The 22,083-nt window shown below is 41.5% G+C and carries 24 protein-coding genes; 8 read left to right on the forward strand and 16 right to left on the reverse strand.

Annotated features, from left to right (window positions below):
- The first annotated feature begins 59 nt into the window (after positions 1-59).
- From ACQKFO_RS16185 to ACQKFO_RS16200, 4 genes are all read left to right on the forward strand, one after another.
- The gene (locus ACQKFO_RS16185) at positions 60-746 is read left to right on the forward strand and encodes a response regulator (RefSeq protein ID WP_427599945.1); all 687 of its coding nucleotides are present in this window, start codon (positions 60-62) and stop codon (positions 744-746) included.
- On the forward strand, positions 743-1,747 hold the full coding sequence (locus ACQKFO_RS16190) for a sensor histidine kinase (protein ID WP_427599946.1): 1,005 nt from the start codon (positions 743-745) through the stop codon (positions 1,745-1,747). The genes ACQKFO_RS16185 and ACQKFO_RS16190 overlap by 4 nt, the downstream gene beginning before the upstream one ends.
- 100 nt (positions 1,748-1,847) lie before the next feature.
- A complete protein-coding gene (locus ACQKFO_RS16195; protein ID WP_427599947.1) occupies positions 1,848-2,609 on the forward strand; it encodes an ABC transporter ATP-binding protein in 762 nt (253 codons plus the stop codon).
- On the forward strand, positions 2,599-4,545 hold the full coding sequence (locus ACQKFO_RS16200; RefSeq protein ID WP_427599948.1) for an FtsX-like permease family protein: 1,947 nt from the start codon (positions 2,599-2,601) through the stop codon (positions 4,543-4,545). Before ACQKFO_RS16195 ends, ACQKFO_RS16200 begins: the two co-directional genes overlap by 11 nt.
- Positions 4,546-4,598: 53 nt before the next feature.
- Here the strand turns inward: ACQKFO_RS16200 and ACQKFO_RS16205 are convergent, their stop codons facing one another.
- From ACQKFO_RS16205 to ACQKFO_RS16240, 8 genes are all read right to left on the reverse strand, one after another.
- Positions 4,599-4,724, reverse strand: a complete 126-nt coding sequence (locus ACQKFO_RS16205) for a hypothetical protein (protein WP_258549627.1) — start codon at positions 4,722-4,724, stop codon at positions 4,599-4,601.
- A 112-nt stretch (positions 4,725-4,836) separates the two neighbouring features.
- Positions 4,837-5,196: a hypothetical protein gene (locus ACQKFO_RS16210; protein ID WP_427599949.1), complete on the reverse strand. Its 360-nt coding sequence runs from the start codon at positions 5,194-5,196 to the stop codon at positions 4,837-4,839.
- A 376-nt stretch (positions 5,197-5,572) separates the two neighbouring features.
- Positions 5,573-5,986: a hypothetical protein gene (locus tag ACQKFO_RS16215; RefSeq protein WP_427599950.1), complete on the reverse strand. Its 414-nt coding sequence runs from the start codon at positions 5,984-5,986 to the stop codon at positions 5,573-5,575.
- Positions 5,987-6,001: 15 nt separating this feature from the next.
- A complete protein-coding gene (locus ACQKFO_RS16220; protein WP_427599951.1) occupies positions 6,002-6,796 on the reverse strand; it encodes a hypothetical protein in 795 nt (264 codons plus the stop codon).
- A 12-nt stretch (positions 6,797-6,808) separates the two neighbouring features.
- The gene (locus ACQKFO_RS16225; protein WP_427599952.1) at positions 6,809-7,147 is read right to left on the reverse strand and encodes a hypothetical protein; all 339 of its coding nucleotides are present in this window, start codon (positions 7,145-7,147) and stop codon (positions 6,809-6,811) included.
- Between the two features lie 402 nt (positions 7,148-7,549).
- Positions 7,550-8,983 (reverse strand): ribonuclease YeeF family protein, encoded by a 1,434-nt coding sequence (locus ACQKFO_RS16230; RefSeq protein WP_427599953.1) that lies wholly within the window; start codon positions 8,981-8,983, stop codon positions 7,550-7,552.
- A gap of 14 nt (positions 8,984-8,997) precedes the next feature.
- Positions 8,998-9,276 carry a YwqI/YxiC family protein gene (locus tag ACQKFO_RS16235; RefSeq protein ID WP_113969358.1) on the reverse strand — a complete coding sequence of 93 codons (279 nt, stop codon included), beginning with the start codon at positions 9,274-9,276 and terminating at the stop codon, positions 8,998-9,000.
- Between the two features lie 36 nt (positions 9,277-9,312).
- Positions 9,313-9,663, reverse strand: coding sequence for a YwqH-like family protein (locus ACQKFO_RS16240; protein WP_427599954.1), 351 nt, complete (start codon positions 9,661-9,663; stop codon positions 9,313-9,315).
- Between the two features lie 275 nt (positions 9,664-9,938).
- Here ACQKFO_RS16240 and ACQKFO_RS16245 point away from each other — a divergent pair, with 275 nt between their 5' ends.
- Both ACQKFO_RS16245 and ACQKFO_RS16250 read left to right on the forward strand, forming a co-directional pair.
- Positions 9,939-10,457, forward strand: a complete 519-nt coding sequence (locus ACQKFO_RS16245; protein ID WP_427599955.1) for a PH domain-containing protein — start codon at positions 9,939-9,941, stop codon at positions 10,455-10,457.
- Positions 10,454-11,884, forward strand: coding sequence for a PH domain-containing protein (locus ACQKFO_RS16250; RefSeq protein ID WP_427599956.1), 1,431 nt, complete (start codon positions 10,454-10,456; stop codon positions 11,882-11,884). The genes ACQKFO_RS16245 and ACQKFO_RS16250 overlap by 4 nt, the downstream gene beginning before the upstream one ends.
- 76 nt (positions 11,885-11,960) lie before the next feature.
- On the opposite strand, the gene ACQKFO_RS16255 is transcribed toward ACQKFO_RS16250, so the two are convergent.
- Positions 11,961-12,896, reverse strand: coding sequence for an FkbM family methyltransferase (locus ACQKFO_RS16255; RefSeq protein ID WP_427599957.1), 936 nt, complete (start codon positions 12,894-12,896; stop codon positions 11,961-11,963).
- Positions 12,897-13,155: 259 nt separating this feature from the next.
- Here ACQKFO_RS16255 and ACQKFO_RS16260 point away from each other — a divergent pair, with 259 nt between their 5' ends.
- Positions 13,156-13,647: a hypothetical protein gene (locus tag ACQKFO_RS16260; RefSeq protein ID WP_427599958.1), complete on the forward strand. Its 492-nt coding sequence runs from the start codon at positions 13,156-13,158 to the stop codon at positions 13,645-13,647.
- Positions 13,648-13,769: 122 nt separating this feature from the next.
- On the opposite strand, the gene ACQKFO_RS16265 is transcribed toward ACQKFO_RS16260, so the two are convergent.
- The 3 genes from ACQKFO_RS16265 to yiaA form a co-directional block, all read right to left on the reverse strand.
- Complete coding sequence (locus ACQKFO_RS16265) at positions 13,770-15,272, reverse strand: malate:quinone oxidoreductase (protein WP_427599959.1); 1,503 nt, start codon at positions 15,270-15,272, stop codon at positions 13,770-13,772.
- Between the two features lie 264 nt (positions 15,273-15,536).
- The gene (locus tag ACQKFO_RS16270; RefSeq protein WP_427599960.1) at positions 15,537-16,892 is read right to left on the reverse strand and encodes an FAD-dependent oxidoreductase; all 1,356 of its coding nucleotides are present in this window, start codon (positions 16,890-16,892) and stop codon (positions 15,537-15,539) included.
- Between the two features lie 134 nt (positions 16,893-17,026).
- Positions 17,027-17,497 (reverse strand): inner membrane protein YiaA, encoded by a 471-nt coding sequence (yiaA, locus tag ACQKFO_RS16275; RefSeq protein ID WP_427599961.1) that lies wholly within the window; start codon positions 17,495-17,497, stop codon positions 17,027-17,029.
- A 382-nt stretch (positions 17,498-17,879) separates the two neighbouring features.
- Between yiaA and ACQKFO_RS16280 the strand changes: the two genes are divergently transcribed.
- Positions 17,880-18,875 carry a tRNA dihydrouridine synthase gene (locus tag ACQKFO_RS16280; RefSeq protein ID WP_427599962.1) on the forward strand — a complete coding sequence of 332 codons (996 nt, stop codon included), beginning with the start codon at positions 17,880-17,882 and terminating at the stop codon, positions 18,873-18,875.
- An 85-nt stretch (positions 18,876-18,960) separates the two neighbouring features.
- Here ACQKFO_RS16280 and rlmH read toward each other — a convergent pair whose 3' ends face one another.
- The 4 genes from rlmH to ACQKFO_RS16300 all read right to left on the reverse strand — a co-directional run bounded on the left by rlmH (position 18,961) and on the right by ACQKFO_RS16300 (position 22,080).
- The gene (gene rlmH, locus ACQKFO_RS16285; protein WP_427599963.1) at positions 18,961-19,440 is read right to left on the reverse strand and encodes a 23S rRNA (pseudouridine(1915)-N(3))-methyltransferase RlmH; all 480 of its coding nucleotides are present in this window, start codon (positions 19,438-19,440) and stop codon (positions 18,961-18,963) included.
- Positions 19,441-19,534: 94 nt separating this feature from the next.
- Positions 19,535-19,693 carry a CxxH/CxxC protein gene (locus ACQKFO_RS16290; RefSeq protein ID WP_113969385.1) on the reverse strand — a complete coding sequence of 53 codons (159 nt, stop codon included), beginning with the start codon at positions 19,691-19,693 and terminating at the stop codon, positions 19,535-19,537.
- A 120-nt stretch (positions 19,694-19,813) separates the two neighbouring features.
- Entirely contained in the window at positions 19,814-21,055 is a 1,242-nt protein-coding gene (locus ACQKFO_RS16295) for a S1C family serine protease (protein WP_427599964.1), read from the reverse strand.
- Positions 21,056-21,285: 230 nt separating this feature from the next.
- Positions 21,286-22,080 (reverse strand): MBL fold metallo-hydrolase, encoded by a 795-nt coding sequence (locus ACQKFO_RS16300; protein WP_427599965.1) that lies wholly within the window; start codon positions 22,078-22,080, stop codon positions 21,286-21,288.
- Positions 22,081-22,083: the final 3 nt, after the last annotated feature.

The raw sequence follows: 22,083 nt of genomic DNA on the forward strand, positions 1-22,083 counted from the left end.
CAAACCTATATAATTTCCTATACAATTTATGTAAACAGCAAGATTGTGTGGTGACTAAATTGAAATTATTACTAATCGAAGATGACACAACCCTATTTAATGAAATCAAGGAGCGGCTTTCCCAGTGGTCCTATGATGTATATGGTATCGCGGACTTCAATAACGTCATGCAGGAGTTCACCGAAGTGAAACCGGATCTTGTGATCATTGATATCCAATTACCCAAATTTGACGGTTTTCACTGGTGCCGGATGATCCGCACACACTCCAATGTGCCGATCCTTTTCCTATCCTCACGTGATCACCCTACGGATATGGTGATGTCCATGCAGCTTGGGGCAGATGACTTCATCCAGAAGCCCTTTCATTTCGATGTTCTGATCGCAAAGGTACAGGCGACACTTCGGAGGGTGTACAACTATAACACGGAGCAGATAAGCATCAAGACCTGGTGCGGGGCAACGGTTGATTATGAGCGTAACACCATAGACAATGAACGGGGGGCCATCGAATTGACGAAGAATGAAATGTACATCTTAAAGCTCCTAATTGAGCAGAAAAATAAGATTGTCAGCAGGGATGCGTTGATTAATAGCCTCTGGGATGATAAACGGTTCATCAGCGATAACACGTTGACCGTCAATGTGAACCGACTTCGGAAACGGCTTGAAGAGATTGAATTGGGCCGCTTCATTGAAACCAAAGTGGGGCAAGGGTATATGGCCATTGAAGAGGAGTCACCATGATCCGAACATACTTATGGGAACGAAAAAGCTGGATATTGTTCTTTACCGCTCTTCACTTGCTATGGATCTTCGTTGCGTATATCGATACGGCCATCCCCCTACAACCGATCCTTTATATGGTGTTCATATCACTGCTCTTTTTCATCGTCTTCGTTTTCATTCGATATCAGAAGGAAACCCGTTTCTTTAAACGACTAAAAGAATGGGATCCTAATCTCAATATTACAGGAGTGAATGCCCCCGATACTCCATTTGAAGAAATCGTTTCAGATAGTTTATCAGAGCAGGCGAACCTTCTGAGGAAGGCAGCATCTGAAAATCGAATGCTGCTCGAACAGGAAAAGGATGACCTCCTTTCCTGGATCCATGAAGTGAAAACCCCACTGACTGCCATGCATTTGATGATTGAGCGTTTAGAGAACCAATCTTTAAAGGCTCCATTAAAATACGAATGGCTGCGGATCCACCTTCTGCTGGATCAACAGCTCCATCATAAACGGATGTCGTTTATGGAGAATGATTTATATATCGAGAAAACCGATCTTGAAACAGTTATATTTCAGGAAATAAAAACGCTGCAATCCTGGTGTATTCAAAAGGGTATTGGATTTGACATTCAACTGGATATCACAGAAGTGCTGAGCGATGCGAAATGGCTTGCTTTTATGATCAGACAGCTTTTAACCAATGCCGTAAAATATAGTGCGTCATCGGATATAATTATTAAAAGTGAAGAGCATGGCGGGAAAGCTGTCGTCACAATCCAGGATTTCGGGAGAGGCATAGATCCCAAGGACCTGCCGAGGATCTTTGACAAAGGCTTCACCTCGACCATCGAGCACAATGATCACGCATCTACCGGAATGGGATTATATTTAACCAAAAGAGTTTCAGAACCTTTACTGATTTCTATACATGTTACGTCTAAACGAGGCGAAGGGACCCGGGTCACCCTCACCTTCCCCCAGAAGAATGATTTCGTCCAACTTACCGGCGTGTGACAAAAATGTCACATGCTTTTCTGTTTTGTTCGAACAATAAAAGGAAAAGAAACTTCCTGCTTTTTATAATAAGGGTATCAAATCAAAGGAGTTTTTCACGATGACGATATTAGAAGCAACCAAACTTCATAAAAGCTACGGCAATAAATTCAATAAGCAGGAAGTCTTAAAGGGAATCGACCTGTCGATCCAAAGAGGTGAATTCGTAAGTATCATGGGGGCATCGGGTTCCGGCAAAACCACTCTCTTAAATGTCCTTTCCTCTATCGACAAAGTGAGTGAGGGTTCGATAAAGATTGAAAGCAATGAAATGACGATGATGAAAGAAAAGCAGCTCGCACAGTTCCGAAAGAATCACCTGGGCTTTATCTTTCAGGATTACAATCTGCTCGATACGTTAACGGTGAAGGAAAATATCCTTCTGCCATTGTCCATCACAAAGACACCAAAAAAGGAAGCCGACCAGAAATTCAATGACCTTGCTTCAGAGCTTGGGATTCTTGAATTGAAAGATAAGTACCCGAACGAAATTTCAGGCGGACAAAAACAACGTACATCAGCCGCCCGGGCATTCATCCATGAACCAAGCATCATTTTCGCCGACGAGCCAACAGGTGCCCTTGACTCAAAGTCGGCCTCTGATCTCTTAAATAAGCTTAGTGAGTTAAATCATAAGCTGAAAGCGACGATCGTCATGGTGACTCATGATCCCGTGGCAGCAAGCTACTGCAGTCGGGTGATTTTCATCAAGGACGGGCAAATTTATACTCAATTAAATAAAGGCGAACAGGAAAGACAGCACTTCTTCAAGGACATCATGAAAACCCAAGGGGTGCTCGGCGGGGTGCAGAATGAACATTAATACCCTCATCTTCAGAAACCTGAAGAAAAACATTAAGAATTATTATCTGTATGTATTTGCTCTGGTCTTTAGTGTCGCGCTTTACTTCGCCTTTGTGACCCTGCAGTATGATCCATCCATGGATGCAACAAAGGGATCCATCAAAGGCGGCGCAGCGGTTCGTGCGGCTTCCGTTTTACTTGTCGCTATCGTCTCTATTTTTCTTTTATATGCGAATACGCTCTTTATTAAAAGAAGAAGTAAAGAAATCGGATTATTTCAGTTAATCGGCATGACAAAAAATAAAATCTTTCGTATTTTGACCGTGGAGAACTTCATCCTTTATTTCGGGTCATTGATACTCGGCATCTTGATCGGATTCTCTTTCTCAAAATTGATCATCATGATCTTATTCAAAATAACCGGGGTCGAGGCAATCGCCACACTCCACTTCTCAACCCATGCACTTATCCAGACCATCCTTGTTTTCTGCGCGATCTACCTGCTGATCATGATGATGAACTTTGTATTTATTAAAAGGCAAAGTATATTATCACTGTTCAGGGTACGTTCATCAACGGAAACCAAAGTTAAAAAAATGTCCAGGTTTGAGATCATCATCGGGATTTTGGGAATGATCCTGGTTGCCTCGGGGTACTACGTATCTTCCAAATTGTTTGGCGGGGACTTCACCACCATGCCTCAACTGTTTGGAGCCATGCTAGTTATACTCGGCTCAGTCATTCTCGGAACGTATCTTTTTTATAAAGGGTCCGTCAGCTTTATTTTCAACGTGATCCGAAAAAGGAAAGATGGCTACTTGAACATCAATGAGGTACTATCCCTTTCATCCATCATGTTCAGGATGAAATCCAATGCCTTACTATTGACAATCATCACGACCGTATCGGCTCTTGCTATCGCTTTATTATCCTTAAGCTATATCGGCTATTACTCAGCTGAAAAAACAGCTCAAAATAATGTTCCGACCGATTTTTCATTTACAAATACACAAGACTTCCAACACTTTAAAGATGCCCTACTGGACAATGGCATCGAATTCAAGAAGGAAGAAATCGAAGTCATTGAAGTGTTGGTCAACCTGAAAGGCATTACAGACTCTGAATTTGGGGAACTGAACGGTTCATTGGATGCCATGCCGAACTCGGTCATCAGCGAGAAAGACGTTGAAGGCGTCGATGTAAAAGAAGACGAAACGGTCTTTACAGGATATAGCGACTTACTTCAAAAGGTCATTCCGTTACATGATTCAGGGGTGACGGAACTGAAAGGAAAGACGGAGGTCACCAAGCTTAATTACTTGGGAATGAGGGATGAATACCCGATTTCATGGTATTTTACAGCAGGGGGCTCACCTGTTGTGATCGTGGATGACAATATATTCAAACGCCTGAAGAATGATTTAGATCCTGCTATCCAGAAGGAATCTTCTCTCTACATCGGGGTGACGATTGAACAAGAAAAAGATATCTTGAAAGCAAACGACCTCTTTCATGAGTTAAGCCTCGACGAAGGATGGGCAAACGATTCCCAGTATGATATGAAAGCAGAACAGAAACAAAATATTGGACTCATCATGTTCATCGTCGGGTTCCTTGGTCTCACCTTCCTGATCACATCCGGATGCATCCTGTACTTTAAGCAAATGGACGAAAGTGAAGATGAGAAACCGAACTATACGATTTTAAGAAAACTGGGCTTCACTCAGGGTGACTTGTTGAAAGGCATTCAAGCCAAGCAGCTCTTCAGCTTCGGAATCCCTCTCCTCATCGGTCTGCTGCACAGTTACTTCGCTGTTCAATCCGGATGGTTCCTGTTCGGTGCCGAGGTTTGGACACCGATGATCATTGTAATGGGGTTATATACGATTCTGTATTCAATCTTTGGTGTATTATCGGTACTTTATTATAAAAAAGTGATTAAATCATCGCTATAATGGAAAGAGCCATCCCGTTAAAAATCGGGATGGCTCTTTTATGTAGACCGAGGTTACTTCCTTTTTTGGCTTTTCATCTTGTTCATTTCAAGCTCGGCAGCGTATTCTTCCTGAGATTTCCCTTGTTTGAAACTTTCAGATTGGATTTTTTTAAGTTTGTTATCATTTTGATTTGGCATGTCCACACCTCCTGATATTTGGTTTTATTATGGACATGTCTTTAAGATTTATTCTATTTTCCGGAATTTTAGAGGGGCCACTTTGCATTTTCTCTAATCGTTTGCAGCTAGTTTATCCTTGTATCCTCTGCCTTTTCGGCAGACCAAATTGAGGATATACCTGCTTGACCTTTTCGATGTTCTTTCTAATATAGAAATATTTATGAATGCTTGTAGAGAAGAAAGCCGTAGCCACGGAGAGTAAAGATAAAACCCCTATGATAATAAGTATTTTCAGAGACTCCACAAAGAAAGACGATAGAATCACCTGTGCCAGTACATAGCCGATGCCTGTGGTTGCAGTAATGGGGGAAAGGTTTACAATCTTCTCTCCTTTTTGAAGGCGCGAGTACGTGCCGAAATACAATAAATGGATGTTCATCCAATTTATTATGAGAAGGAGGGATATAAACATGATTAACCCTATAACCAAAGGCACTACTCCATTAACTTGAAAATGGGCATATATCAATTTTAGTATAACTAAAAAGTACACAAAGGTATTAATGACACCATACACTCCGAAAAAAAAGTAATATGATTTTTCGAATGTATAAGGGGCAATAATATATTGAATTGCCCATAAATGAATTAAGATCACCGGAATGATACCAGACCAAAAAAATATGGGTAGCATTGGTTCACCTAAGAGGAAAAGCACACCTATGATATCCAGAAATATTAAAAAGAACACGAGTATATTCCCTCTGTTTTCTCGGGGTGATTGTAATTTCAAATAAGATATTGTAATGCCATCTATTTTTTCTTGCTCCAACTAAACAATCCCCCTTTAACAACATCATTCAAATTTAATTTTGTTTTTCTAAAAAAGTAACGACTTTTTCAACATCCCTTGTATAAAGAAGGGCATACCGGAAATCAAACATGGTTTTTGTTTCGACGATAAGATATTCTTCATGAGGAATTGAATTAAAAAGCTTTTTCCACTTGAATTTTCTCTCCATTTTCTTTGTCTCTTCTTTTATCCGATCCCTGTCCAACTTAAGCACCGCAAAGCTTGGAGAAGATATTTCAGCTTCAGGGAATTTTTTTGATAGAATCTCTATATTTCTTTCTGATAGATTCACCTCAGAAACCACCTCAATGTTCCCCGCCTCTTCAAACCTGTCACTATATTCGTCTAGCTCCTCAAACGTTAACTCTTTTTCTGGAAAGACAGCTATACAAAAAATATCCTCTGTATCCTTCTTTTTTAAAAACAATGTTAAGCCACCCTTCTAATTCACTTCTTTTTTCAATTTTACCCTCTCAAAAACTCCAGCTATTTCTTTTACTAACGATTCTCCTGTTGCCTGACGTGTACTCAACCACTCCATACCGTCTTTACTGACCATTCTTAATGTCCAATTATAGGAGGGTGAGGAGAGGACATGTACACCTTCAATATTCCAGTCAAGTTCATCTTTAAAGAATATCATTAATCGAGTGGTATGAATTTTCCTTTGTAATGATCTATTAAACTGTTTGATTATTAAACTATCTTGGTCTATTCCATTATTTAAAGATAATTCATCAAGGTTAAATATGGCTTGTTCTTTACAGTAGAGAAGATAGTCACTTGGGAGTATGTATAAGAGATCATTTAAACGTATAGATCGATTTTCAACACCAATAAGCATTCTAGGAAAAATGACTTCGTTCAAGGTCCATTCGGGAGCCGGGTGTGTATAGATTTTATAACTTGTTTCATTCTCCTTCATGCACTCGATGACCTGATCGTCACTGAAGTAGAAAATACTTTGTTCCAGCTGATCCGTTACAATCTCTGCCACCAAATTGCTCCTTGCAATAACCCACATGGCTTCAATGAATTGATTCTCGAATTTTAGTTCACCTTCAATATGATCCACCAGTTCAAACTTATGCAGTTTTTTAAACATCATTTCCCATTCTTCTTCTAATTCATCATCCCGGTAATCTGGAAAAGGGTTAGATATACCTATCAGAACTTTTCCACCTAACATTTTTACAAGTAAATATAAATCTTTGTTAGTTAATGTCCAGTTAGCCAATCATAATCCCCCTTAACCGAATTTTCTTAATGATTTGGGTTTCCCGAACTCAGGATACACTTTCAGCACCTTGTCATAATTTTTTTGTATGTATATAAATCTATGAATAAAAGTCGCTAAATAAGAAGTGACAATAGATACAATCGAATACGCGATAATCAATGCGATCATAAAGGCTGAGTCCGTAACCAGAGAGGACATAAGAAACTGTGCAACCACATACCCAAAGCTTGAAAAAGCTACTATAGGAGTAATGTTAAACTTTGATTTCCCATTTTGAAGCTTGGCATAGGTACCTGAATAAAACATTTTCACATTGAAAACCTGGAAGAAAACCAATAATAAAATCATAAGAAGCAACCCTATATAGAAGTAGCTACTGCTCTCTACGCCAATATGTTTATACAAAAACTTTTGAATAACAAGGAAATATACGTACGTGTTCACAACCCCAAAAACACCAATAAATAAATAGTAAGATTTTTCAAATCTATAAGGTGCGAATATATAAAGCATTGCCCATAGATGGACACCTATGATTGGAATCAGTGCAGCCCAAAAAAAGGGCGCAAAAAAAGGGATGCTCAGTAATGGCAGTAACCCTATAAAGTCCAAAAGTATTAATAAAAACCCTATTACATTTCTTCTGTTCTCCTTAGGGAACTGCATATTATTTAGATATGACAATGTAATATCATCAATATCTCCGTGTCTTTTCAAAATCTTTCACCTCAATAATTGGAATCTGTGTGACTAGCTAAACCAAGATCCTACTTTATCAATGATTCCAGTGGTACCTTTTTTTATAGCGTCCCCGATAGAATCTCCTTTACCATCATTATCAACATCCATAAATTTAAGATCACTTAGTAATGATGTTGTTATCATCCCAACAGCAGCACCTGCAACAGCCCCCACAGCCAAACCAACCGGGCCACCGATAGCTCCACCTGCTAGTGCACCGATATATGCTGATGATGCGATAGATGCACCAGCTACGGCAACATCTCCTGTAACATTCCCCGCAATTTCACTCGCTGATTGATCATGTTGAATGCCATGTACAACATCACCGACCACAGTAGTTCCAACTCCAATATATCCAATTTTATTTCCAGCCCATTTAAAGGATTGTTTTATCCCTGTCATGGGGTCAACTAACTTATAAAGCTTAGGATAATTAGTAGCGTTGGTCCCGCTATAGTTATTTTTCTTAAAGTCCATCAGTTCAGGATTAGTTAATGAAACACGAACACGTCTTTTCCCTTGAGCCGTCGTATAATAACTTTTGGTTGCCCCGAATCCTTTTTGAGCAATGTTCACACCTTTCGCCGCCCCATACCCGGCAGCAGTCGCAATACCCAAATTCGTCGCCGCATTAATCGGCTGATCTCGCCACTGATCAAAATTGATCCCTAATGTCGGTGTGGGATCCCATCCCGGTTGCAGTCCATTCACCGTATCAGCCGCTTCAACCCCATTCTCGACAAATCGGGGATTGTTGGTCAGCTCGAAATAAGGGTTTGTCGACCCGTTCTCAGCCTTATATTGAGGGTTGTAACAGCTATTAGGCTGATACGTATCGATTGAGATTTTCCCGTTGGAGAAGAGACCTTGAATTTGGTGAATGTATTGGTTCATCGTGTGGACATCCTGTTGGATTGGCTCTAGCTTAGCAGACTGACTTTGATCAAACTGGTGAAGTTTTTCAACGGTTTGATCCTTTTGCTGCCTCGCAACGTGAACCTGCTGAAGGAAGGAACCGTCTTGTAATCTTGGTAAGGAGACGATATCCTGAACACTTTGAATCGTTTCATTGGACTCACTTGTTAAGTCCATGACCACATCTCTTCCCCGATTCAATCCGTTTTCCATATCATTCTGTAAAAAGCTTTCCTGTATATATCCATTTTGGGCTGGCTCCAACCCTTGTAATTCATTTTTAATAGCTTTCAGGGTAGATTCATATGTTGTCACCATTTGCTGATAGAACTCCAGAAAGGATTGATGAGAATCCTGATAAAAAGACCGTATCGATTGACCCCCTTTTCCTTTAAAAGAGGCATCTTGAGAAATAAAGTCATTTATGGCTGATTCGATTTCGATCATCTGTTCTTTTTGCTGGGTTAACTTTCGAAGCACTTGTTCTATTCCTGAATCCAGAGACATGACATCCAGTGTTTTCATCCCAACTTCTCTCCTTACCTGGCTTTGATATGTGAAGACAGTTCCTGATCGGCATCCGCCATATCCTGGACAGCCTGTCGTGTCAATTCTTCATTTCGCATAAGCAATTCTTTATAACTCTGTACCATCTGTTCCATGCTTTGATTCAACTCGTTCAATTTTGTTACCACTTCCAGGCGATTTTCATGTCCAATGTGACTAGGTACATCCGGTTGAAGAGATTCTGCAGAGGATTTAATTTTTGAAAGGTGGTGGTCTATCTCACCTTGCACTACTCTGATTTCATTACCCATACAAGCTACCTCCCGCTATATTAAATACTTTTCTTTCTAATCAACTGTTGCTTCAGCTTCAGATTCCAACCTATGAATGGTCTGTTCAATCGCCTGGATTTCACTTCTTATAGTTTGCATCTTACTGCTCAGCATAGAAAACACTTCACTAAACTGGTTATTTTCAATATCTGTAAAGTAATGAAGCATTCCTTCAAACCTTATTTCATCAAATTTATTTGCAAGCGTCCCTTGCCATGTGAATGCAGATAATTCAGGATTTGTAATGGATTCCCGATAACTTGAAAATTCCTGTTTGTTGCCTTGAAGTTTGCTCTGACACGCCTGAAGCCTTTGAAGTTGCTCACGTTTTTCCCTTAACAACCCGTAGTAAAAATATAAAGACAAGGACCTTCACCTCAATTGATTACTATTCATAAAATTTTCCAATCTTTTTAACTATAACATGGATGAAATTTTGTCAGAATGATAGAATCTGTTTATTTTTAGTATACGCAAGTAATCCTTTTTACCTATTCGATATATTATTTATCAATGAATAATACGAACTATTAATTAAGTATCACAATTTTTGTAAAATGAAACCTATTTCACAACTATTATTTTCCAGGTTCTGAAACTTTTCTTATATTAAACACGTATTTTAAATCAGAGGTGAAAAAATGTACATAAACATACCTGAACCAACACAAACCATATCAATAAAAGCCACTAAAGTGTGGAGAATATCCAACACGATTGGGCATACAACAGCACTGCTCATCATAGGAGCCCTGATAATATGCAGTGACCGATTCGATTGGTACGACTGGATCGGGATCGTCCTTTATATCCTTGGAGGGCTGTTCATTGTCTCTTCCATTTTCTCCATCGTCATTGAACCCATTTACCTGCAAAGAACCTGGCGCTATCAGGTCGATCAGGAATTCGTTCAGTTGAAATTCGGGAAGTTTCAGCAGCAGCATATCCTGATACCCATGGAGAAAGTGGAATACGTCCGGACAGAGCAGGGACCCATCATGCGGCGCTATGACCTTTATGACCTTGAAATCGGGACTACTACCTCCAGTCACAAAATACCTGCCATACCGGCAAATGTAGCGAAGATATTGAAAGCAGAAATTGCCACCTTCGCAAAGATTCGGGATAAAGAACCAAAGGAAGGAGAAATGGGAGCATGATCCAAACTGCCAAACGATATCACCCAGCCTATATCATCGTGGAATTAGTATCGACCGCGAAGGGCCTATTCGGGTTCTATATCCTCCTGTTCCTACTTAAAGCGAATTCAACAGCCGGGTGGGTGATATGGGGCCGCTACGCCCTGTTGGTTGCCACAGTGGGGGCTGTAATGTCCATCTTTGCTAAGTGGCTTTTCAACCGATATGAATTAGGAAATAAAACCATCCTCTTCAGAGAAGGGATGGTCGTTAAAAAACAAAACACGGTCTCCTGGGATCGGATCCACAGCCACAGGTCCAATACAACGTTCATTCATCGCTGGTTTGGATTAACTTCTTTAACGATGGAAACAGGGACTAGTGGAGAAAATGCCCAATTTCAATTTCCCGTCATCACACAAGGAGAGAAGGATCGCATCTTATCTTATCTCGAACAGAAGCAAAACAGAGATGAATCAGAAGATGGTATAAAGCCGGAACGCACGGTACACTTCCAAGCAACCAGGAAAGACCTGATTAAAGCATCCTTCACTTCACTCAGTTTCCTGGCGATATTCCCAATACTGAGTGCCATCTATTTCAATCTGGCCGATTTCTTTTCCATCGAAGAATCAGCAGAAAGTGCCTGGCACTACTTGCTCGATCATGTGTGGATCCTGATCGTTCTTTTTCTCGCTGCCATGATCCTGTCCATCTTCATCGGTTTTGTCAAAACGTATATGAAGTATGGAAACTATGTCATTAGTGATGAACAGGAACGGATTTATATTGAAAAAGGGATAGGGAATGAGGTCAGCTATTCGATTCCAAAGAATAAAGTACAAGCTGTCAGAGTGGAACAATCCATCGTGAAAAGGATACTCGGGCTTGTGTCCATCAAGTTGATCAGTGCCGGCTCCTCTGAAGGTGAAAAAGAGGAAATAAGTTCTTTATATCCTTTTATGCCAAAACGCGAAGCTTATGATATGCTGCACACCATCCTTCCCCACTACCCGATCAAAGAAGAGATGGAACGCTTCCCACTAAAGGTTCTTTGGCTGAAGCTTTTCCAACCGTATTATTTGACGATTGCTGCTGTAGTTGGCCTATGGATCCTTAAGAGGGAATGGATATGGATTGCAGGCATTGTCTTTGGAGTATCCATCCTCCTGAGAATCCTTGATTACTGGTTTACAAGCTACACCCGCCACGATCAAACCGTCCAAATTCGAAAGGGAGGCTGGTTGAACGAAACCTACGTCACCCATAGGGACCGGATCCAGCAGGTGACTGTGAAGCACTCGTGGGTCGAGCGAAAGTTCGGAGTAGCCACCATTATGTTCTCCAATCGGGCAAACCCGAGTCATGAGAGTTTGTTATATGGGGTGTCGAAAGAGGAAGCGGGTACGTTCTATGAGTGGTATCATAAGAAATCCGTCACTGGGTGAGACGGATTTCTATTTACTGACCTGGTCATCCAGCCTATCGAGAATAAAAAAATCCACCCCGGGATGAGGTGGAGCTTTAAACATAGTTTATATGCATACGTTCGATAAGGGAATCATCACTCACCAATAAAAAATCAGTATGAATATAATCCGCTCCAAACAAATTTTTCAGGTCCATATGGTTGTAATGGGCAGCCTTTACCAGACTATGGTCTTCCTTATATACGTAAATCGTAAAGTATGTTTGCAGAAACAGGAGGAACTGATCTACACTGATACCCAGCTTTTTAAAGTATTCACTGTTGAATTCAATGAATCCAAGGATTGACTTACTTGTTTTGAAAAGGTCAGTCATCCCTTTTAAGACAAACGCTTCATATCCCTCAACATCCACTTTAAAAAGGACTGTTTCATAGGTTTGATCATGACAAAGGGTATCGATGGTGATGGACTGGACAGGTACCTTATCTATTAACTTATGAGAAGGTTGATAAGTGGCTGAAGAGGTACCAGACCAATGCCTATCAACAAAGAAAACCGTTTTTTCATTGTCTTTATCCGAGGCGATTGCATTGTAGATGGCTATTTGTGACCGGTTAGGATGTGCTTCTTTAGATTGTTCAATAAAAGGTATTAAACGGCTGTTCGCCTCCACGCCTATTATCCTGGTCTTGGGTGAATACTGAGTAGAGAAGATACACTCCCCATAATTCACGCCTACATCGATGACCAGGTCGGGATTCATTTTCTTCACAGCCATGGACCAGAATCGGTCGAGCCTTTTTTGGGTCACCCCATTGCTGATCAGTAGTGCCCTTCCCCGATTTTCCTCAGAATCTATATAGAGGACCGTGGAACTGGGCAGTGTTAACGTTTTAGGAAGCTTTTTTATATTCAATGTTTTGTACTTTACTAAAATGCCTACATCGATCATAAATTTCCAAGTCTTCGGATAGTTCTCCCATATTCTCATAAGAAAAGGCTTTCGAATAGCAGCATTCCACTTCATCATGTTTGACACCCCTTTGAAGAAACCTGTTTAGAGGTATACATTCTTAGATGGCATCCGAAAATCCTTTATAATAGGGTTTTCTTCATAAAATCTTTACAAAAGAAGAAGTAATTATTTTTCACTAGGTGTGATAATCTCGTTGTGATCAAACTATATTGTGTTGAGGGTTATCTGTTTTTCATCGGCTTGTTCGTAGTTTTGCAGGAAAGCATAACTTCAATACCGGACCATTCAATTCAAATATGAATGGAGGACTCGTATGGTAAATTTCATGTCTTTTTATGGTACCATCACCATGATCAGTGATTTTATGACAGGGCAAAATGGAGAAGGGGAAGGCTGTTATAAATTAATATCTGTAGAAGATGGAGCAGGTAATTCGGTGAATTTTGTCGTGTCACCAACCACATACTTTGTGGACCACGCTATGGTGGCTGTAGGGGATAGGGTAACCGGATATTATGATGGGAACGCACCTGTTCCTCTTATCTATCCACCACAATATCGTGCACTTGTCATGGTAAAGGAAAGCACATCTCAAAATATAAAAGTAGATTATTTCAACTCACAGTTGGAGAGCAGCGATGGCACGCTAAGATTGAATCTATCCCCCTATACTCAAATTGTATTAACCAACGGACAATCTTTTTCAAAGTACCCGGGCAACCGCAATCTGATTGTGATCTATGGGCCCGCCACGATGAGTATACCGGCTCAAACCACTCCTTATAGAATCATTGTTTGGTGTTAGACATTTCGTACTTTATTCATTTACAGTTTTTCTATGTACAGATGGAATTCTGATAGAATACACGAAATAAACCCAAGCCGTAAGCTTGGGTTTATTTCAAATATATTTAGGTTTTCACGACATTAACTGTAAGCTAACTCTTTCCCGTTCAGACCAAGCGTCTCTGCTGTTGAAGTATGAATTTCTTTAAACAGCTCCGGGTTCTCCACTAGTGACACACCATAAGAAGGAATCATTTCCTTCAGTTTCGGCTCCCACTCATTCATATGCTGCGGGAAGCATTTGCCAAACACCTCGAGCATAACGTGAACGGCAGTAGAAGCACCTGGTGAAGCGCCAAGCAATGCAGCTACAGATCCATCAGCGGAACTGACTACTTCCGTACCGAATTGAAGAGTTCCTTTCCCGCCTGCCTCAGTATCCTTGATCACCTGCACACGTTGGCCGGCCACTACGATATCCCAATCCTCGCTTTTGGCGTTAGGAATAAACTCCCGCAGTTCTTCCATGCGCTTTTCATTCGACAACAACACTTGCTGGATCAGGTATTTAGTCAATGACATCTCTTTGGCACCTGCCGCGAGCATCGTAAGGACGTTATTCGGTTTGACGGAACCTAATAAATCCAAATTTGATCCCGTTTTTAAGAACTTGGGCGAAAATCCGGCAAACGGTCCAAACAGTAACGATTTTTTGTTATCGATATATCGTGTATCAAGATGTGGAACAGACATTGGAGGAGCCCCCACCTTGGCTTTACCATATACTTTGGCATGATGCTGCGCTACTACTTTCGGATTGTTACATACCATAAACAGTCCGCTTACCGGGAATCCTCCAATATTTTTTGATTCAGGGATACCAGTTTTTTGAAGTAGAGGAAGACTTCCGCCTCCACCGCCGATAAAGACAAACTTTGCCGTGTGATGTTCGATCTTACCGCTATCAATATTATGCACTTTGACTTCCCAGGATCCGTCACTGGTGCGTTTGAAATCCTTCACACTATGTTTGTAATTTATCTCGACATTTTGCCTCTCTAAATGGTCAAACATCATTCGTGTTAATGCCCCGAAGTTGACGTCTGTCCCGGAGTCGATTTTGGTTGCCGCTATCGGTTCATTAGATGTACGGCCTTCCATGATGAGGGGAATCCACTCCTTCAGTTTGTCAGGGTCATCGGAAAATTCCATCCCTTGAAACAAGGGATTGCTTGACAGCGCTTCCAATCGTTTTTTCAAAAACGCTACATTCTTTTCCCCTTGTACCATACTCATATGAGGTATAGGCATGATAAAGTCTTGCGGATTACCTATTAAATCTTTGTTTACAAGATAAGACCAAAACTGTCTTGAAAGCTGGAACTGCTCATTGACTTTTGTCGCTTTACTTATATCTATCGATCCATCTGATTTCTCGGACGTATAATTGAGCTCGCACAATGCAGCATGCCCCGTACCCGCATTATTCCATTCGTTCGAGCTTTCTTCACCTGCACTTGCGAGTTTCTCAAACACTTTGATTTCCCATTCCGGTGCTAACTCTTTCAGCAAAGATCCCAAAGTCGCGCTCATGACTCCGGCACCAATTAAAATAACGTCTGTTTTTTTCTGTATGCTGCTCATGATAACCTTCCTTACTCTTTATATTTTCAGAAAAGAGTAAGCGCTCATGCCCGGTCTCAATTAAAGCAAGGCGCCACCCTGGAACTCACCTGTTCTGTTATAACCATACCACAATCTATTATAATGATTTAGGGATCAAAATATCTACCATTATCTGATAATTATATACTATTTTGAGCTTTTAAAAAAGTGCAAAGTCCGTTTTCAAAGACTTGGTAACCTAGTAAATAAAAATATCGACATAGGAATCTCTTCCCACGTCGATCATTTAAGCCCCTGGGGAAACCTGAACACATTAAAGGGATCGTACTTTTTGTTCACCCTGTCCAACCTCTTTGCATTGCCTCCAAAGTACTTCTGTTCATAGTTTCTGAGATCGCTGATTGGGAAATTAACATAAGATCCTTTCGTAATTCTTTTAATATATTCAAAGCGCTCGCGAACCCACTTACTGTTTTCCTTTGCAGATGCATCCTCAGTCCAAATGGACTGAACGCTCATAATATATCTTGCATCCCTGTAGAAGTATGCCGTATCCCTTTTTCCCACATTCATGATCTGTCCTCCGAGTGCATAAAAGGTAACTGCTGCATAAACAGAACCTTCTGCAGGGTCTTGTACTAGCCCTGCAATATTTTCAAGCTCACAAAGCGAATAACTCCTTTGGACAAATCTGCCCGTCGATTTGAATTTTTCAGATGGGGGAAACGCCGCTTCCACTTTTTTCACTGCTTCAAGGAAGGATGATTCCTCCAGCTCCACACGGAACCCTTCCACTTCTGCAAAAGGTTGTAAAATCTCCCTGGCATGTTCTGCCGAGCCATAAAAGAACCCAGACGCAAAAATCCCGAGCCCTTCACCTTCCTCATTATAAAAGCTTGCAGAAACCGTCATTCTATTATCAAGCCCTGGTAACCAATTCTGCCAAACATTCATCACTTGCGCCTGCTTCTCATTGGTTGTACCTACGTAAAAGAACCTCACAAATGTGACGGTGCTTTCTGTAGGTTCCGGCAGCTGAAACGTCATGCCTACCACTACTCCAAAATTACCTCCGCCGGCACCACGGCATGCCCAAAACAAATCGGAGTTGCAATTTCTGTTTGCCTTGATGAGCCTTCCTTGATAATTGACCAGTTCCAATTCGATCAAACTGTCACACCCCAACCCGTAAAGTCTGCTGGAAAATCCCCAACCTCCGCCGAGCGTATAGCCCGACACACCAACGGTCGGACATGTTCCCCCGGGAAAAACATAGCCATTGGATCCTACCAGATTATACACTTCTGTGTTTTTTGCTCCCGCTTCTATTTTTAATATGTTCCGTTGCTTGTCCAATTCCAATGCATTCAATCGACTGATATCGATGACCAATACCAAGTCACCGGTAGAATACCCTTCATAATGATGCCCACCGGACCTTATACGGATACTGACACAACGCTTTCGTGCCCAAAAAATCGCATTCACCACATCCTGCTTTCTTTCACAATACACAATCACCAACGGAAACTTGTTGATGGCACGATTCCATTCCTGTCGAGACTCCTCATAAACCGAATCCTTCACAGTCACCACTTCGCCCGTAAGACCTTTTAAAAATTCTGAATCATGGTACACAGTGCTCACCTCTATAGATATTGTTTATAATTTTGCTAATAGAGTATTCTTTGAGATGAGGGGAGGTGTGGGTTTTGGTGAGAAAGTTTAAAACGACAAAGGGCAGTACTGCAAGCAGTACCGCCCCCCCATTATTAATCTCTTTCCCTGGCCACCTGCGTATCCCGGATATTTTTCTGAATTGTGATAGCCGCAAATAGGCTAAGAACAAATGACATACCATAAAATCCTTTTTCGCTTAAGATGATACTCCCGGCATTATAAAGACCGATCGCCATCAAGGAAATGGCTACGATCACTGCAAACCAACTGAGACCATAATAGATGCCCGAAACAGGGATATCTTCTTCCTTGTCCCTTACCGCTTTTTGCAGGGATACAGCTGCATACAGTCCGAATACCAACACAGCAAAGTAATACCCCTTTTCATTCAATTCCATTCCTGCATTGAACAGGCCGATCAGGTAAGCGGAAAGACCTATTACCAAAGCTGCCCAACTTGCCCCTTTAAATGCAGCAGTCGGTTCCCCTTCTTTTCTTTCTACCTTGATCTTTGGTTTCTTTTCATCATTTTTGATTAACGGGTTTTCATTCAACTCAGACATTTACCGCTCCCCTTTACTGTCATTCAATATGCAGGAGTTATCCTACAGCCTTAAGAATTATTATAGCAATTTTTTACAGATTTTGTTTACTATAATGAGTGAAATTTTCACTTATTTGGGATGATTTTTTTCGCAAAATGGCCAGTCCCCAGTGCGCGTAACGTTAGCTTGCTGGCCCACAGATCCTTTTTACATCTATCTTTTATCGTTTTTCTTTAATTCATGAAGAAACACGGCGAATCATCCCCTTGCACTTTTCGATTTTTACTATTAAAGTATATACTGGTTGAAATCCATCCTAACTGGGAATGGATAAAACTGAAGCAATTTACTTTTTAATTTTGGGAACATATTTTCCTTAAGGAAAGGGTTTAAATATATTATGAAAGATAATTTTTGGCATGAGTTGCCTAAGCCATTTTTTGTTTTGGCACCGATGGAAGCCGTCACCGATGTCGTTTTTCGTCATGTGGTGAGTGAAGCGGCAAGACCTGACGTGTTTTTTACAGAATTTACGAATACGGAGAGCTACTGTCATCCGAAAGGAAAAGACAGCGTGCGGGGGCGTTTGACCTTCACTCCAGACGAACAGCCGATCGTCGCCCATATTTGGGGGGATAAGCCCGAATACTTCCGTGAAACGAGTATAGGTGTGGCTAAAATGGGCTTTCGCGGAATCGATATCAATATGGGCTGTCCTGTGCACAATGTCGCAGCGAATGGAAAAGGATCAGGCCTCATCCGCCGGCCTGATGTCGCAGCAGAAATCATCCAGGCAGCCAAAGCGGGCGGACTTCCCGTCAGTGTGAAGACCCGTCTCGGCTATACCAAAGTGGAAGAATGGCACGACTGGCTGAAGCACCTATTGGAACAGGATATTGTCAATCTATCCATTCATCTCCGTACCAAAAAGGAAATGAGTGACGTAGATGCTCACTGGGAATTGATTCCGGAGATCATGAAACTTCGTGATGAGATTGCCCCTCATACATTGCTAACGATTAACGGCGACATTCCTGACCGCCAAAAGGGACTTGAACTCGCGGAGAAATACGGCGTGGATGGCATTATGATCGGACGGGGGATCTTCCATAACCCGTTCGCATTCGAAAAAGAGAAGAAAGAGCATACCAGCCAGGAACTGCTCGATCTCCTGCGACTGCAGCTCGATCTTCATGATAAATACTCCGAAGAACTCGAACCGCGGCAATTCAAACCGCTTCGCCGCTTCTTTAAGATTTACGTCCGCGGTTTCCGTGGAGCGAGTGAGCTGAGAAATCGTCTGATGGAATCAGAATCCACCGATGAAGTCCGTGCTCTGCTTGATGAGTATGCAGATGCAGTGAAAGATGAGGAAGGCTTTTCTGTGTCTAAGTAAGGCACATTTCATTTTTGAATAGAGAAAAGGGTCAGACCACCAGTGTTCGTTAACTTACTGGGGGGTCTGACCCTTTTTTTTGCCTCTATTTATGGTACGGTTCACCCCGATTAATCCGAAATGCCCGATAAATCTGCTCCATCAGGATTAACCGCATCAACTGATGGGGGAAAGTCATCTTCGAAAAAGAAAGGGTTTCATTAGATCTCTTGATCACATCATCACTCAACCCAAGTGATCCACCAATAACAAACGCCACTTTGCTTTTCCCGTACGTAGCAAGCCTGTCCAGATTATCGGCGAGATCTTCCGATGAGCGCATCTTCCCTTGGATCGCCAGGGCGATGACATGGTGATCAGGAGAGATCTTAGCTAAGATCCGTTCGCCTTCTTTGTTTTTCACTTGCTCCATTTCTGATTCACTCAACACTTCAGGGGCTTTTTCGTCGGCAAGCTCGACGATTTCTATCTTTGCATAAGCACCTAAGCGCTTTACATATTCCCCTATTCCTTGCTTTAAATATTTCTCTTTTAATTTACCAACCGTTACAATGGTGATATTCACTATCCACACTCACTTTACAAACAATTTACAAACACGTTATCCACAGACTTTATCCACATATCCACAAAACCAATCCACATATCGTATAAGAATATTAGTTCGCCACTATATATATTGCGTTATTCCCACAATATTCACAAGTTGTGGATAACTTCTTTTCTTCAGATAGCTCTGTCAGCTGAGGTGCTACCTCATGCTCATCCACGACAATATCCATGGCTAATTCCACATGCTCTAAGCAACAGTAAATCATGTCGTTTCCTCCTAATCTTTAGTCTGATTTTAGAGTATATACTTATCCACAGTTATCATATCATGTAAAGAAAAAGCAGGAAAGGGCGCTTCGCCTTCCTGCTTTTTGCTTATCCACATTCTATAATCGTGATTCGTCGGTGAGTTTCATGGTCACTTCTTTCTTTTCTCCGTTTCGATAGAGCGTGACTTTCATCTGATCATTTACGTCTTTTTTGTTATAAAGATGTTTTCTTAACTCAATGACATTTTCAATTTTCTCTCCGTCAAGCTCCGTAATCACATCGAGCTCTTGTAAGCCTGCCTGGGCAGCTGGAGAATTGGGAACGGTTTGTCTGATCATGACACCATAATTGATTTCTTTCGGAAGCTTCAATGTTTCCTGCTGATGATAGGCAGAAATTTTATTCACATCCTCCAATGTCACACCCATTGCAGGACGCTTGACCTCACCGTACTGCTCAAGGTCTTCAATTATCGGCTGAGCATAGTTGATCGGGATGGCAAGTCCGATCCCTTCTACTGCACTCTGTGCGATTTTCATGGAGTTGATACCAATTAACTGACCGGAAATATTAATGAGGGCTCCACCACTGTTCCCTGGATTGATGGCTGCATCGGTTTGCAGAACTTCTGCATTCCAATCTTCCATTCCATCCTGGTTAATATCGACCGGAATCGTTCTCTCCACACCTGAAACGACCCCCTGTGTAACGGAACCGGAAAATTGCAGTCCAAGCGGGTTACCAATCGCAATAACAGGTTCTCCCGCTTTTAGCTTGTCTGAATTTCCAAACTCGGCAATGTCATCTTTCTTGATTTTACTTCCATCGATTTCGATTACAGCCAGGTCTGTCCAAATATCCGCACCTCGCATTTCAGCAGGCACCTTAGTCCCGTCCGCAAGCGTCACTTCCAGCTGATCTGCACCTTCCACCACGTGATTATTGGTCACAATATAGACTTTATTGCCTTCTTTCTTATACATAACCCCGGATCCTGTACCCGCCTGTTGATCCTGGGTTTGTCCTTCACCCTGTCCCCAGAAGCTTTGAGATTGAATGTTCGTGATCCCTACAACAGAGTCTCCTGATTTCTCAACGGCTTTCGTCACATCCGTTGTCACATCGACAGAAACATTTTGAGTGGCACCATTATGATACGCTTCATCCGTTTCTTTCAAGTCCTGATCGGGTTGAATGGAATACGGTAAGATATCAAAGTTCGTCAACTGAGGAATCGCCACAATGACCAATATAGCTCCCAGCACCACTCCCATTAGCCCGGCAAGGAACATACCTCCCCGATTGCCCTTTTGCCTGCTCCGGCTTTCAGAATTATGATCTGAATCATAATATCCCATGTAACTTCATCCTTTCTACGTTCTATTCCTTTTGTTATTTTATCTTTACAAGCATGATTATAGTCAGATTAAATTAAAAAATGATGAAAAAAGGGAAGGAATTTCATAAAGTTGATAGATATGTAAACCCCAAAGTCGAGGTGGCTTGCTTAGAAGACAAAAAAGGTGAAGACAGCAGCCCTCACCTTTTTCATACCTTCAAAAGAAAAATCGTAAACATTTGAATCGGTTTAAATCGCAACTAAAGGTGTTGGTACTTTAGGGTCCGTATCAAACAGGTCAATTTGTTCTCCTACTACTATTCCTTTTGACTCGAGTGTTTGTGTCACACTCATTCTGGCCAGATCTTTCATATTATTATCGAGGCTGAGATGGGCTAAATAAATTCCTTTTGTCTTATCACCCATCACTTCACTCATGGCAATGGCAGCATCCTCATTGGATACATGTCCATAATCACCAAGAATTCGACGCTTTATATTCCACGGATACCGGCACATTCGGAGCATCCCCACATCGTGATTACTTTCAAATACATACGCATCAGCATTGGAAATGATCCCTTTCATCCGATCACTTACATATCCCGTGTCCGTTACCAGAACAAGCTTTTTCTCTCCCTGGTGGAAAATATAGAACATCGGCTCTGCCGCATCATGTGAAACCCCGAAGGACTCAATGCTCAATCCACCAAAGTGCTTGGCTGTTTCCATATCAAATGAAAACTTCTGTTCCATATCTATTTTCCCTACTAACCCGTCCATGGCATTCCATGTCTTATCGTTGGCGTAGATAGGAAGCTTGTACTTTCTCGCAAGTACACCAATTCCTTTAATATGATCACTATGCTCATGAGTCACAAGAATACCCGATAAATCTTCAATCTTTCTGCCTATCCGACTGAACAACCCTTCCATCTGCTTCCCGCTCAATCCTGCATCGACAAGAAAGGAATGCTCTTCCGTCTCCACAAATATCGCATTTCCTGTACTGCCACTGGCAAGCACACTAAAATGCATCGTCATATC

It is taken from the genome of Rossellomorea sp. NPDC071047 (genome assembly GCF_050270195.1).
Classification (GTDB): domain Bacteria; phylum Bacillota; class Bacilli; order Bacillales; family Bacillaceae_B; genus Rossellomorea.